Source organism: Geodermatophilus chilensis (assembly GCF_002802985.1).
Taxonomy (GTDB): Bacteria; Actinomycetota; Actinomycetes; order Mycobacteriales; family Geodermatophilaceae; genus Geodermatophilus; species Geodermatophilus chilensis.
Map to the genome: position 1 here is coordinate 1 of NZ_NVPT01000015.1, position 13,108 is coordinate 13,108.

A 13,108-nucleotide genomic window follows, 5' to 3' on the forward strand; every position below is an offset into this window, starting at 1 on the left:
TCTGTCAACCGCGGCCAAGCACGGTCGCCGACCCTTCGACGTCCTGACCGAACTCACCAGCGGAAACGTCTGGATCCCAGCAACGACCTGAACAGTCACTCGTGGGTTCGATGTCCGGCGCATGCAGGAGTTTGGCGCCAATCACTCTACGTATCGGTCGATGCAGGAAGTATCCTTGGATGCATTGCAGCGAGACGGCAATGTTGCTCTTCAGGCGCGACTGGCGGCCGCTGTCTCCTGTTTGGACCTGACGCCCTTCCAGAAAGACAAGTTGGCCGAACTGCAGTTGGACAGCATTGGCGATGTGCTGTCTGCGTCGGAAACCAAATTCAAGACGCTCTACTATGTGGGTGACGTTCGAGCGCGGCAAATGAGAAATGCGGCTATCATGGCGGTGATCGAGTATCTGTCAGGCTGACATCGCCTGCTCGCGTGCGAGCTGGCCGACCTCATCATCCAAATGAACAACCAGGCGCTGGCCGCCGCCTGGGAGCTGCAGTTCGAGCTGGCCGACCGGCTGCGCGACGAGCTCACCGAGCTGAAGGAGCTGCGGCAACTCGACGCCGCGCACGCCTGAGCGCCGTCGGTCAGAGCTCGACGTGGCAGTACAGGCGATGGCCGTCGGCGGCCGCCCTGCGGGCCAGGTCCCGCAGCCGGCGGAGAATGCCGACGTGCTCCTCGACGGCGGTGGCCTCCCAGCGGGGCTGCTGGAGCTCCTCGGTGCGTCTCCACGAGGCGGCCACCTCGTGGAGACGCTCGTCCGAGGCGGCGGCGAGTGCATCACGGAGCGTGTCGGTCAGCGTGACCACCACGTCGTCGGCGTCGTCCGGGCCTGTTCCGGGGGCACAAGCGAAGCGGGGGTCGGCTGCCACGTCGTCGTACGGGCGGACGGTCAGCAGTTCCTCGAGCGTGCCCATGAGCACGGTCGGCTCCCAGCCTCGGGTCGTGAACCCCGGCCAGGCCGGGCCGAGCTCCACGGTCACCGGCTCCCGGCGGAACCAGCCGATCCGGCGGGTCCCCGTGACGGTCGGCCCGCCGAGCGGTCCGCCGGGCCGGCTGCCCGCGGCGGCTGCGTCGGCATCCCCGCGGGCGGCGAAGTAGGTGTGATCGACGCCCACGCCTCCACCCTGCCGTGGCCGGGCAGCGTGGCCCACGTCACGCGGCGATGAGATTGTTCTCATCGAGGGAACACGGCGCATCCCCGTAGCGTCGGTGGGGAAGTGACCCGCTCAATGGCGGCCCCGATACGTGGGCCGGCATCGGCGGTTCCGTGGAGGGGAGTATCCCCGCGCGGCGGTGTCGTCAGTACGGAGTCCCCATGGACCCCGGCGCCGTTGGCCACCTCAGAGGCGAGGGGGCGGGAGAGACCTCAGGTCCGACATGGCGGCGCCGTGCGCGCCGCCGAGTCACCGGAGGTATCTGCCTTGGACGTGCCCTTCTGGGTGTGGGCGCTGACGATCGCCGCGATCGTCGGCATGCTCGTCTTCGACTTCGTCGGTCACGTGCGCACGCCGCACGCGCCGACGCTCCGTGAGTCGGCCGTCTGGTCGGCGGTCTACATCGCCATCGCCGTGGTCTTCGGCCTGCTGGTCCTGTGGTTCTCCGGCGGCCAGTACGCCGGTGAGTACTTCGCCGGGTACATCACCGAGAAGAGCCTCTCGGTGGACAACCTCTTCGTGTTCGTCCTGATCATGGCCAGCTTCGCGGTACCACGGGAGCTGCAGCAGAAGGTGCTGCTGTTCGGCATCGCCTTCGCCCTGGCCCTGCGGACGGTGTTCATCTTCGTCGGCGCCGCGGCCATCGAGCAGTTCAGCTGGATCTTCTACATCTTCGGCGGTTTCCTCATCTGGACCGCGTGGGCGCAGGCGAAGAGCGGCGGCCACTCGCACGACGAGGAGTTCAAGGAGAACGCCTCGCTGCGGCTGGCCCGCAAGGTCTTCCCGACGACCGACGAGTACCACTCCGACAGGATGATCACCACGATCCGGGGCCGGCGGCACATCACCCCGCTGGCCATCGCCCTGGTCGCCATCGCCAGCGCGGACATCCTCTTCGCCGTCGACTCGATTCCGGCGATCTTCGGCCTGACCCAGGAGACCTACCTGGTCTTCACCGCCAACGCCTTCGCGCTGCTGGGTCTGCGACAGCTGTTCTTCCTCATCGACGGCCTGCTCGACCGGCTGGTCTACCTGTCCTACGGCCTGGCCGTGATCCTCGGCTTCATCGGCGTGAAGCTGCTCATCCACGCGCTGCACGAGAACGAGCTGCCGTTCATCAACGGCGGCGAGCACGTCACGGTGATCCCCGAGGTGCCGACCTGGCTGTCGCTGACGGTCATCCTGGCCACGCTGGTCGTGACCACGGTGGCGAGCCTGGCGAAGAACCGGCGCGACGCGGCGCGCGGCGTCCAGTCGCCCACCGACGCCGGGGACCCGGCAGCGGGCCGCGCGGGGCTCGTCGCCATGGGCCCCGGCGACCACGACCCGCACGCCACGGCTCCGGACGAGGCGCCGCCCTCGCCGCACGACGCGCCGGTGACCGATGCCGGCGAGCACGCACCCAGCGGTTCCACCCGCTACCGCGGCTGACCGCTCGACCCACCACACCGGGCCCGTCCTCTCCTGAGGGCGGGCCCGGTGTCGTCGTCCGACTGTGGCGAACAGCCGCCGGGCACGCCGGACCAGGGACTCTGGGTCAGAGCGGCAGCCCCGTGTAAAGGAGGTCCTGGCGAGGCTCCGAGGTCCGGGGTGGGGCGCGGCGCGCCCGGACGGCGTCCGGGACGTCACGTCGAGGGACGACCAGCGAGCAGGTACGGTGAGCGCCACGGCTTCAGAAGGCCGCAGCCGCTGACGGCTGCGCCGGTCCGGGGCCGTTCGATGGAGGGGAGTATCCCCCCGCGGCAGTGTCGTCATCACGAGGTCCCACGGCCTCCGGTGCTGCCGATCGTCGGCCTCCGGGTCGGCGGTGGGAGAGACCTCCGGTGCTGATCTGCCAGTCCCCGGAGGAAATGGCCGCATGGAACTCCCTGTCTGGTTCGAGGTCGCGACGTTCGTGGGGCTCACGGTCCTGCTGCTCGCCGACCTCGCCATCGTCGCCCGCCGCCCGCACGAGCCCTCCGTGAAGGAGGCCGGGATCTGGGTGAGCTTCTACGTGGCGCTGGCGCTGCTGTTCGGCCTGCTGCTGCTCGCCTTCACCAACGGCAGGTACGCGACGGAGTTCTACGCCGGCTGGCTCACCGAGTACTCGCTCTCGGTGGACAACCTCTTCGTCTTCGTGATCATCATGGCCCGCTTCCGGGTGCCCCGGCACCTGCAGCAGGAGGCGCTGATGGTCGGCATCATCATCGCCCTGGTCCTGCGCGGGATCTTCATCCTGCTCGGCGCCGCGGTGATCGAGCGGTTCATCTGGGTCTTCTACATCTTCGGCGCCTTCCTCGTGTACACCGCGATCAACCTGGTCCGGCACCGTGGCGACGACGAGGACTACGAGGAGAACGCCTTCATCCGGCGGATGCGCCGGGTCCTGCCGATGACGCAGGACTTCCAGGGCGCCAAGATCCGCGTCACGGAGAACGGCAAGAAGCTGTGGACCCCGATGGTCATCGTCTTCCTCGCCCTCGGGACGACGGACCTCCTGTTCGCGCTCGACAGCATCCCGGCGATCTTCGGCCTCACCCGGGAGCCGTTCATCGTCTTCACCGCGAACGTCTTCGCGCTCATGGGGCTCCGGCAGCTGTACTTCCTGCTCGGCGGCCTGCTCAAGCGGCTGGTCTACCTGTCGCTGGGCCTGGCGGTCATCCTCGCCTTCATCGGCGTCAAGCTGATCCTCGAGGCCCTGCACGAGAACAACCTGCCGTTCATCAACGGCGGCGAGCACGTCGAGGCGGTCCCGACGATCCCGATCTGGCTGTCGCTGAGCGTCATCCTCGGCGTCCTGCTCATCGCCACGGTCGCCAGCCTGCTGAAGACCCGCGGCCAGCTGCCCGAGGAGGAGGCCGGCCTCGGGGCTCCCCACGTCGACCCGGAGACCGCCGAGTCCGTCGCCACGGGTGGCCCCGCGGCCGCGGCCAAGGCCGAGTCGCGGCTCTCGGCGGAGCCCGACGAGGAGAACACCCGCCGCCGCTGAGCCGCGCGCCCGGGAAGCACCACCGTGCGCCCTGACGACCTCGCGCTGCTGCGCACCCCCGGCGTCCCCACGGTCTCCCCGGACGGGCGGATGGCCGTCGTCGCGGTCACCCGGCCCGACCCGGGAGACGACGCGGAGCGCAGCCGGCTGTGGGCCGTGCCCACCGACGGGTCGGCGCCGGCCCGCCCGCTGACGCCCGGCCCGCGGGACACCGACCCGGTGTTCTCCCCGGACGGCCGCTGGCTGGCCTACCGGGGGGCCGAGCCGGGCGAGCCGGCACAGCTGCACCTGCTGCCCACGGCCGGCGGCGCTCCCCGCCGGCTGACCGACGCCCCGCTGGGGATCGGCCGGCCGGTCTGGTCGCCGGACTCCCGCCGGCTGGCCTTCACCGCCCGGGTACCCCAGGTCGACCGTTCCGGCACCGACCGCGCCGCGCAGCCGCCCTGGCTGGTCACCACGCTGCGCTGGCAGGCCGACGGCGCCGGGGTCGTGACCGACCGGCACAGCCACGTCTTCGTCCTCGACCTGCCGGCCGACGGGGAGGACGACGGGACGCCGCCGCGGCCCCGGCAGGTCACCGACGGCACCGCCGACGACACCGACGTCACCTGGAGCCCGGACGGCGCCGAGCTGGCGTTCGTCTCCGCCCGGCACGCCCGCGCCGACCGCGACCTGGTGCGCGACGTGTACGCCGTCCCGGCCGCGGGCGGGACGCTGCGCCGGGTCACCGACGGCCGGGCGTGGTGCGCGCGGCCCGCCTACGACCCCTCCGGCGACTGGATCTGGCTGACCGCCCGGCTCGAGCTGGGCGCCGACGGGCTGGACGTCGTCGGCCGCGGCGCGACGCTGTGCCGGGTGCGGGCGACCGGCGGTGCGCCCGAGCCGGTGCTCGCCCCGGCCGCCACCGACCGGGGCGACGCGACGCCGGCGACCGTGCTGGCCGGGGGAGCGGCCCACCTCGGGGTGCGGTCGCGCGGCGCCGTCGAGCTGCTCCGCGTGCCGCTGGACGGGGGGCCGCCCGACGCGCTGGTCGACGGGCCGTTCACCGTGCACGGGCTGGCCGCGGCCGGCGGGGTCGTCGTCGCCACGGTGCGGCACGACCGCTCGGCGGGTGAGCTGATCGCCGTCACGCCGGGCCGGCGGCGGCTGCTCACCGGCTTCGGCCGGGCGCTGGGCGCCACCGGGCGGCTGCACCGCGCGGAGGAGCGCACCGCGACCGCACCGGACGGCACCGATGTGCACGGGTGGGTGACCGTGCCCGGGGGGCCGGGGCCGCATCCGGTGCTGCTGTGCCTGCCCGACCCGCTGCACCGCTCGGAGGGCTGGTCGCTGTCGGTGGACACGCAAGTGCTCGTGTCCGCCGGCTACGCCGTCGTCCGCTGCGCTCCGCGGGGCTCGCCCGGGTACGGGCAGGCGCACGCCCGCGCGGTGCGCGGCGCCGGCGGCACGGTGGACGCCGACGACGTCACCGCGTTCCTCGACGCCGTGCTGGCCGACCCGGCGCTCGACCCCGAGCGGGTCGGGGTCATGGGCACCGGCTACGGCGGCTGGCTGGCGACCGTGCTCACCGGGGGGACGACGCGGTTCGCCGCGGCCGTCGTCGACGGGGGGCTCACCGACCCGGCCGGTCTGGTGGGCACCTCCGACGTCGGCTGGTGGTTCGTCGACCAGTATCTCGGCGCTGACCCGCCGCGGCCCGTGGCGACCACCACGCCGACCCTCGTGGTGCACGGGGAGGACGACCGGCGCTTCCCGCGCGAGCAGGGCGTGCGGCGCTACGTCGAGCTCAAGCGCCGCGGCGTCCCGGCGGAGTTCCTGCTCTTCCCCGGGGAGGGATCGGACCTCGGCCGCAGCGGGCGGCCCCGGCACCGGCTGGCCCGGCTCGAGCACCTGCTGCGCTGGTGGGCGCGCTGGCTGCCGGTCACCCCGGATGAGGACCTCCCGGTTGAGGTCGTGGACGGCGGACCGCCACCGGCCGCGGGGGATTCGCCTTTCGCGCGGGAATGGCGATCCCCGCACACCCGCTGACGCCGCGTGGCTGCCCGACCGGGTCCCGAGCGGGCAGCCACCTGCGGGATGACGCCCGGCCTGCGAGGGTGGGCCGACCCGACACGAGGAGGTCCGCCGTGGTCGAGCGCCGGGTGCCCCGCTGGGCCGAGCTGCGCGAGCTGGTCCGCGTGCGCAGTCTCCCCGGGGACGCGACCGACCGCCGGCTGGCCGCGGCCGCCACCGTCGGCGACCTGCGCGAGGTCGCCCGCCGCCGGGCGCCGCGGGCGGTCTTCGACTACACCGACGGCGCCGCCGGCGCGGAGGTCAGCCTGCGCCGCGCGCGGGAGGCGTTCGCCCGCGTCGAGTTCCGCCCCAGCGTGCTGCGCGACGTCGCCGCGGTCGACCCGTCCACGACGGTGCTGGGCCGGCCGTCGTCCCTGCCGCTGGTGTTCGCACCGACCGGCTTCACCCGGCTCATGCACACCGAGGGGGAGTCCGCGGTCGGCCGGGTGGCCGAGCGGGTCGGCATCCCGTACGCGCTGTCCACCATGGGGACGACGACCGTCGAGGAGCTCGCCGCCGCGGCGCCCGGTGCCCGGCGGTGGTTCCAGCTCTACCTGTGGCGCGACCGCGAGGCCAGCGCGGCGCTGGTCGCCCGGGCCGCGGCGGCCGGCTACGAGGCGCTGGTGCTCACCGTCGACACCCCGGTCGCCGGGTCGCGGCTGCGCGACGTCCGCAACGGCTTCACCATCCCGCCGGCGCTGACCCTGCGCACGATCGCCGACGCCGCCGTCCACCCGCGCTGGTGGGTCGACCTGCTCACCACCCCGCCGCTGGAGTTCGCCTCGCTGCGCTCCTGGGGTGGGACCGTCGCCGAGCTCGCCGACCGCGTCTTCGAGCCGGCCGCCACGCTCGCCGACCTGCGGACGCTGCGGGAGACGTGGCGCGGCGCGCTCGTCGTCAAGGGCGTGCAGACGGCGGAGGACGCCCGCGCGGTCGTGGACGCCGGCGCGGACGCCGTCGTCGTCTCCAACCACGGCGGCCGCCAGCTCGACCGCGCGCCCACACCGCTGGAGGAGCTGCCCGCGGTGGTCGCGGCGGTGGGCGACCGGGCCGAGGTCTACCTGGACGGCGGCATCCTCGACGGGGCCGACGTCGTCGCCGCGGTGGCCTGCGGCGCCCGGGCCTGCCTGGTCGGCCGCGCCTACCTCTACGGGCTGATGGCCGGCGGGGAGCGCGGGGTGCAACGGGTCGCCGACATCCTGGCCCGGGAGATCACCCGCACGCTGCAGCTGCTCGGCGTCCCGTCGGTCGCGGAGCTGACGCCCGACCGCGTCCGGCTGCGGGGTGCTGCCGCGGCGTTGCCGCCGGTCCCCGCGCGTCCCTAGGGTGCGGCATGGACGTCGTCGAGGTCACGCCCACGTTCGAGCAGTACGCCTTCACCTTCGGAGGCGTCCCACCGCTCATGCGGATCAGACCGGGGACAGCGCTGCGGGTGTGGTCCGACGACGCGTTCTGCGGCGCCCTGCAGAAGCCCACCGACCTCTCCACCGAGAAGGTCGACCTGCGCTTCGTCAACCCGCAGACCGGCCCCTTCCACGTCGAGGGCGCCGAGCCGGGGGACACGCTGGCCCTGCACTTCGTGGCGATGGAGCCGGCGCGGGACTGGGGCGCGTCGGCGGCGATCCCGTTCTTCGGCGGGCTGACCAGCACCGACCGCGTCGCCACCCTGCAGGATCCGCTGCCCGACACCACCTGGATCTACGAGCTGGACCGGACCGCGAACACGGTCACCTTCGCCGCGCAGCACACCGAGCTGGAGATCGCCCTCCCCGTCGAGCCGATGCTCGGCACGGTCGGCGTCGCACCGCCCGGGGGAGAGGTGCGCAGTTCGCTGGTGCCCGAGCGGTTCGGCGGCAACATGGACACCCCGCAGATGCGGCCGGGCACCACCTGCTTCCTCGGGGTCAACGTCCAGGGCGCGCTGTTCTCCATCGGTGACGGCCACTACCGCCAGGGCGAGGGGGAGGCCTGCGGCACCGCGGTCGAGGGGGCGATGACCACCACGCTCCTCGTCGAGCTGATCAAGGGCGGGGCGCCGCTGTGGCCGCGCCTCGAGGACGACACGCACTGGATGACCGTCGGCTCCAGCCGGCCCCTGGAGGACGCCTGGCGGATCGGCCAGGTCGAGCTGGTGCGCTGGTTCGGCGAGCTCCACGGCCTGCACCCGATGGACGCCTACCAGCTGCTCTCGCAGATCAGCGAGGTGCCGATCGCCAACGTCGTCGACGCGAACTACAGCACCGTCGTCAAGGCCCGGAAGTCGCTGCTGCCGCCGGCCGCCGCCTACGGCGGGCTGCACGACGACCTCCGCCGCCGCGCCGCCACCCTCCTCTGACCACCCTCCTCTGACCCCCACCCGGAGGCACCCATGGACCTGCAGCTCACCGGCTCCCGCGTGCTCGTCACCGGCGGCACCCGCGGCATCGGCCGCGCCATCGTCGAGACCTTCGTCGACGAGGGCGCGGTCGTGGAGTTCTGCGCCCGCGACGCCGCCGAGATCGAGGCGACCGAGAAGGCGATCGCCGAGCGCGGTGGCCGGGCGACCGGCGCGCGGCTCGACGTCCGGGACGGGCCGGCGTTGACCGGCTGGGTCGAGGCCGCGGCCGGCCGGCTCGGCGGGCTGGACGCCGTCGTCGCCAACGTCAGCGCGCTGGCGGCCGGGCCGGGGGAGGAGAACTGGTACGCCTCCTTCGAGGTCGACCTGATGGGCACCGTGCGCCTGGCCACGGCCGCCCTGCCGCACCTGGAGGCCAGCGGCCGCGGCTCGATCGTGGCGATCTCCAGCGTCTCCGGGCGCGAGGCCGACTTCGCCGCGGGCCCCTACGGGACGATGAAGACGGCGATCATCGGCTACATCTCGGGGCTGGCGTTCCAGCTGGCCGGGCGGGGAGTGCGCGCCAACGTCGTCTCCCCGGGCAACACGTACTTCGAGGGCGGCTTCTGGCAGGGCATCGAGAACGGGAGCCCGGAGCTGTTCGCCGACTCGCTCGCCCTCAACCCCACCGGCCGCATGGGGACGGCGGAGGAGATGGCCCGCGCAGTGGTCTTCCTGTCCAGCCCGGTGGCGAGCTTCACGACCGGCACCAACCTCGTGGTGGACGGCGCCCTCACCCGCGGCATCCAGCTCTGAGAGGCTGGGGCATGGCACTGATCTACCCCGTCCAGGCCGACTCCCCGGAACCCGAGGACGGCACCGACCCCGAGTTCGCCGAGCTGGCCGCCGATCTCTCCGACACCTGGCTGGTCGAGGTGGCCCTCAGCGACGACGGGGACGACGCCTGTTTCGGCCCGCTGTCGGCCCGCGCCGCCTGGGACCTGGCGATCGGCATCGACCAGCGCCGTCCCGAGTGGACGGTGTCCGTCGTCCCCCTGCACGTGGCCGGCACCCCGGACGAGCTGGTCGCGCTCTTCGAGGAGTGACCTACGCCGTCTCCAGGAAGCGCACCGTGCCGTCGGCCGTGGGTGACGAGGGCACGGCTCCCGTCGGGGAGCACGGCGACGCCGGTGGGCGTGGGTCCGGTGGGGACCCGGGCGGTGACGGTCCCGGTCGCGGTGTCGACGACCGAGACCGTGCCGTCGCCGGCGTTGGCCGTGTAGAGGTGCCGGCCGTCCGGCGCGTAGGCCACGTGCTGCGGGCTCGCGCCGACCCCCGGCACCGTGGCGACGACGGTCCGCGTGGCGGTGTCGACCAGCGAGACGTCCCCGCTGGTCGCGTTGACGACCGCGACTCGGTCGCCGTCGGGGGACGCCGCAAGGGCCTGGGGGTCGCTGCCGACCGGGATCGTGGCCTCGACGTCCCCGGTCGCCACGTCGACGACCGAGACGACGTCCGCGACGGGGTCGGCGACGTACGCGAGGCGGCCGTCGTCGCTGAGCACCACGGCGCGCGGGTTGGGCGTGGTGTCGACCTCGTCCTGCACGTCGCCGGTCCGCGCGTCGATGACGTCGAGATGGGCGCCGAGGGACACCGGCACGTACACGCGTCCACCGTCGGCGCTCACGGCGGCGGTGTGCGGACCACGGCCGGTCGGGACCGAGTCGACGACCGTGCCGGAGGCGAGGTCGAGCACCACGACGGCGTTCACGCCGGCCTCGGCGTCGTGGGCCGACACGAAGGCGCGTCGGCCGTCCGGCGTGACGGCGATCTGCTGCGGCGGCCCCTCGGCGACCGGGACGGTCCCGACCACCTCGCTGGACGCGGTGTCGACGACGAGCACCGCGCGTCCGGCGGGGTCGGCGACGTAGGCCGTGCGGCCGTCAGGGGCGACCGCGACGTGGCTCAGCTGAGATCCGACGGGGACGGACGGACCCAGGGCAGGCGTGGCCGGACTGGGCGCCGGAGGTGGGGGAGCGGCCGGGGCGGTCCCGGCGCCGACCGTCTCCTGCGGTGCCGCAGCCGCCGACACCCTGCTCGTGGTGTCGTCCCCGCCCCGCAACAGGGCGACAGCGACCACGGCGAGCGCCACGCCGACCGCGAGCGCCACGGCGTACCGGCGGCGCCTCTTCCTCGAGTGCCTCGCTCGGTGCAGCCTCGGGTGGTGGCGCGCCCCATCGAGCTGCCGGGCACCCGGGAGGTCCGTGCACCAGTGGCCACGGCCGGGGCCGGTCTCGTGCGGGGGCCGGGCCGCAGCTGGGCCTGCGGGGGGCTCTGCCATGCGCGGATGGTGCTCCGCGGACCCGCCCCGGCGGACCCGACCGCCGTCCGGGTGCGACGCCCGGGCTCACCAGCCGCGGGCGCGCCACTCCGGCAGGTGCGGGCGCTCCGCACCCAGCGTCGTGTCCTTCCCGTGCCCGGGGTAGACCCACGTGTCGTCGGGCAGCGCGCCGAACAGCCGCTCCTCGACGTCGTCGACGAGGCTGGTGAAGTCCTCCGGCGACCATGTCTTCCCCACGCCGCCGGGGAACAGGCTGTCGCCGGTGAACAGGTGCGTGCCGGCGCCCTCGGGCCCGCGCCAGAGCAGCGCGATGCTGCCCGGCGTGTGCCCGCGCAGGTGGATCACCTCGAGGGTCTGCCCGCCGACCCGCACGGTCTCGCCGTGCACGACCGGCCGCTGGACCGGGACGGGCAGGTCGCCGGCGTCGGCCGGGTGCGCGACGGTGACCGCACCGGTGGCCTGGACGACCTCCGGCAGCGCGCGGTGGTGGTCCCAGTGCCCGTGCGTGGTGACGACGGTGTGCACGTGGGCGTCCCCGATGAGGGCGCGCAGCGCCTCGGGCTCGGCCGCGGCGTCGATGAGCACCGCCTCGCCGGAGTCGGGGTCGCGCAGCAGGTAGGCGTTGTTGGCCATCTCGCTGACCGCCAGCTTGCTGATCGTCAGCCCCGGCAGCTCCCGGACGTCGGCCGGCCCACCCACCTCGACATCGCCGGTGTAGCCCATCCCCAGCCTCCCGTTCGATGAGTGTCGGTGGCCGCGGTTACGGTCCACGCATGGACGCTAGCGGAGGTCTCCCGGCCGGTCAGATCGTCGGGCTCCCGGCCACCGAGCTGGCCACCCGCGTCCGGTCGGGGCAGCTGACCGCGGTCGAGGTCGTCCGCGCGCACCTGGCCCACCTCGACGAGGTGGAGCCGCGCGTCGGTGCCTTCCGCGTCGTCCGCCGCGAGGCCGCCCTCGCCGAGGCACACGCCGTCGACACCGCGCTGACGCGCTTCGCGATGCCGCTGGCCGGGGTGCCGGTCGCGGTCAAGGACAACGTCGCCGTCGCCGGCGAGGTCTGCACCGATGGCTCCGCCGCCCGCACCGGACCGCCGGAGACCCGGGACGCCGAGGTGGTCACCCGGCTGCGCCGGGCCGGTGCGGTCGTCGTCGGCATCACCCGGGTGCCCGAGCTGTGCCTCTACGCCGCCACCGACGGACCGGGCACGGTCACCCGCAACCCCTGGGACACCGCCCGCTCGCCGGCCGGCAGCTCCGGCGGCAGCGCGGCAGCGGTCGCCTCCGGCGCCGTGCCCCTCGCGCACGGCAACGACGGGATGGGCTCGCTGCGGCTGCCCGCCGCGGCGTGCGGTCTGGTGGCTCTCAAGCCCGGCCGGGGCGTCGTCCCCGGCGGCATCGGGGCCGACGACTGGTCCGGCATGGCCGTCAACGGCGCACTGGCCACCACCGTCGCCGACCTCGCCCTGGCCCACGCGGTGCTGGCGGGGGAGGAGCCGGCCCCGCTCGAGGCGCCCGGCCGGCCGCTGCGGATCGCCGTCTCCACCCGTTCCCCGCTGCCCGGCATGCGCGCCGACGGGCCGGCCCGAGCGGCGGTCGACGCGGTGGTCGCCGCCCTCACCGCCGCCGGCCACACCGTCGTCCGCCGGGACCCGCCGATCACCCCGGGTGCCGCGGTGGGCACCTTCGCCCGCTGGATGGCCGGCGCCGCCGACGACGCCGCGCACCTCGGCATCCCGCCCGCCGACCTGCAGCCGCGCAGCCGCACGCACGCCCGCATCGGCCGCGCCGTCCGGGCCGCCGGCCTGGTCCGCCCCGAGACGGCCGAGCGGTTCCGCGAGCGGATGAGCGCCTTCTTCGCCGGGGCGGACAGCTCGGGCTCTCCGCAGGAGCCCGCCCCGAGCCTGCGAGGGGTGGGGGGCGGAGAGGTCCTCGACCTGCTGCTCACCCCGGTCGAGACCGGCCCGCCGCTGCCCGCCCGGCCCTGGCACGAGCGGTCGTTCCTGGCCAACGTGACCGCGAACGTGCGCTGGGCGGCGTGGATGCCGGCCTGGAACCTGGCCGGCCTCCCGGCCCTCGTCCTGCCCGTCGGCACCCGCCCCACGGGGCAGCCGCTGGCGGTCCAGTTCGCCGGCCCCCCGGGTGCCGAGAGGCGACTACTCTGGCTGGCCGGAGAGCTGGAGCGTCGGCTGCCCTGGCGTCGTCACGCGCCCGTCTTCGACCCCGCCGGAGCCTCGTCCCCGGCTCCCGTCTGAGCACTCCGGCGAGCGGCAACGTCG

The 13,108-nt window shown here is 74.3% G+C and carries 12 protein-coding genes; 9 read left to right on the top strand and 3 right to left on the bottom strand.

Features of this window, described 5'->3' with window-relative positions:
- The first annotated feature begins 160 nt into the window (after positions 1 to 160).
- Positions 161 to 418: a hypothetical protein gene (locus CNO22_RS04065; RefSeq protein WP_157936789.1), complete on the top strand. Its 258-nt coding sequence runs from the start codon at positions 161 to 163 to the stop codon at positions 416 to 418.
- 42 nt (positions 419 to 460) lie between these two features.
- A complete protein-coding gene (locus CNO22_RS27260) occupies positions 461 to 577 on the top strand; it encodes a UvrB/UvrC motif-containing protein (protein WP_232806774.1) in 117 nt (38 codons plus the stop codon).
- A 10-nt stretch (positions 578 to 587) separates the two neighbouring features.
- On the opposite strand, the gene CNO22_RS04070 is transcribed toward CNO22_RS27260, so the two are convergent.
- Positions 588 to 1,118, bottom strand: a complete 531-nt coding sequence (locus tag CNO22_RS04070; RefSeq protein WP_100498077.1) for a hypothetical protein — start codon at positions 1,116 to 1,118, stop codon at positions 588 to 590.
- Positions 1,119 to 1,430: 312 nt separating this feature from the next.
- Here CNO22_RS04070 and CNO22_RS04075 point away from each other — a divergent pair, with 312 nt between their 5' ends.
- The 6 genes from CNO22_RS04075 to CNO22_RS04100 all read left to right on the top strand — a co-directional run bounded on the left by CNO22_RS04075 (position 1,431) and on the right by CNO22_RS04100 (position 9,307).
- On the top strand, positions 1,431 to 2,588 hold the full coding sequence (locus tag CNO22_RS04075; RefSeq protein WP_232806779.1) for a TerC family protein: 1,158 nt from the start codon (positions 1,431 to 1,433) through the stop codon (positions 2,586 to 2,588).
- 427 nt (positions 2,589 to 3,015) lie between these two features.
- On the top strand, positions 3,016 to 4,125 hold the full coding sequence (locus CNO22_RS04080; RefSeq protein ID WP_100498079.1) for a TerC family protein: 1,110 nt from the start codon (positions 3,016 to 3,018) through the stop codon (positions 4,123 to 4,125).
- 24 nt (positions 4,126 to 4,149) lie between these two features.
- Complete coding sequence (locus tag CNO22_RS04085) at positions 4,150 to 6,153, top strand: S9 family peptidase (protein ID WP_100498080.1); 2,004 nt, start codon at positions 4,150 to 4,152, stop codon at positions 6,151 to 6,153.
- Positions 6,154 to 6,251: 98 nt separating this feature from the next.
- Positions 6,252 to 7,502: an alpha-hydroxy acid oxidase gene (locus tag CNO22_RS04090; RefSeq protein ID WP_100498081.1), complete on the top strand. Its 1,251-nt coding sequence runs from the start codon at positions 6,252 to 6,254 to the stop codon at positions 7,500 to 7,502.
- An 8-nt stretch (positions 7,503 to 7,510) separates the two neighbouring features.
- Entirely contained in the window at positions 7,511 to 8,512 is a 1,002-nt protein-coding gene (locus tag CNO22_RS04095; RefSeq protein WP_100498082.1) for an acetamidase/formamidase family protein, read from the top strand.
- Positions 8,513 to 8,545: 33 nt separating this feature from the next.
- On the top strand, positions 8,546 to 9,307 hold the full coding sequence (locus tag CNO22_RS04100) for an SDR family NAD(P)-dependent oxidoreductase (protein ID WP_100498083.1): 762 nt from the start codon (positions 8,546 to 8,548) through the stop codon (positions 9,305 to 9,307).
- A gap of 22 nt (positions 9,308 to 9,329) precedes the next feature.
- Here the strand turns inward: CNO22_RS04100 and CNO22_RS04105 are convergent, their stop codons facing one another.
- Both CNO22_RS04105 and CNO22_RS04110 read right to left on the bottom strand, forming a co-directional pair.
- The gene (locus tag CNO22_RS04105) at positions 9,330 to 10,661 is read right to left on the bottom strand and encodes a YncE family protein (RefSeq protein ID WP_198588087.1); all 1,332 of its coding nucleotides are present in this window, start codon (positions 10,659 to 10,661) and stop codon (positions 9,330 to 9,332) included.
- A 237-nt stretch (positions 10,662 to 10,898) separates the two neighbouring features.
- Positions 10,899 to 11,555 (bottom strand): MBL fold metallo-hydrolase, encoded by a 657-nt coding sequence (locus CNO22_RS04110; protein WP_100498085.1) that lies wholly within the window; start codon positions 11,553 to 11,555, stop codon positions 10,899 to 10,901.
- Between the two features lie 50 nt (positions 11,556 to 11,605).
- Between CNO22_RS04110 and CNO22_RS04115 the strand changes: the two genes are divergently transcribed.
- The gene (locus tag CNO22_RS04115) at positions 11,606 to 13,084 is read left to right on the top strand and encodes an amidase (RefSeq protein WP_100498086.1); all 1,479 of its coding nucleotides are present in this window, start codon (positions 11,606 to 11,608) and stop codon (positions 13,082 to 13,084) included.
- Positions 13,085 to 13,108: the final 24 nt, after the last annotated feature.

Coding starts and splice junctions, on each gene's coding strand:
- CNO22_RS04065 (WP_157936789.1), top strand. CDS start 161: ATGCAGGAAGTATCCTTGGATGCATTGCAGCGAGACGGCAATGTTGCT.
- CNO22_RS27260 (WP_232806774.1), top strand. CDS start 461: ATGAACAACCAGGCGCTGGCCGCCGCCTGGGAGCTGCAGTTCGAGCTG.
- CNO22_RS04080 (WP_100498079.1), top strand. CDS start 3,016: ATGGAACTCCCTGTCTGGTTCGAGGTCGCGACGTTCGTGGGGCTCACG.
- CNO22_RS04095 (WP_100498082.1), top strand. CDS start 7,511: ATGGACGTCGTCGAGGTCACGCCCACGTTCGAGCAGTACGCCTTCACC.
- CNO22_RS04100 (WP_100498083.1), top strand. CDS start 8,546: ATGGACCTGCAGCTCACCGGCTCCCGCGTGCTCGTCACCGGCGGCACC.
- CNO22_RS04110 (WP_100498085.1), bottom strand. CDS start 11,555: ATGGGCTACACCGGCGATGTCGAGGTGGGTGGGCCGGCCGACGTCCGG.
- CNO22_RS04115 (WP_100498086.1), top strand. CDS start 11,606: ATGGACGCTAGCGGAGGTCTCCCGGCCGGTCAGATCGTCGGGCTCCCG.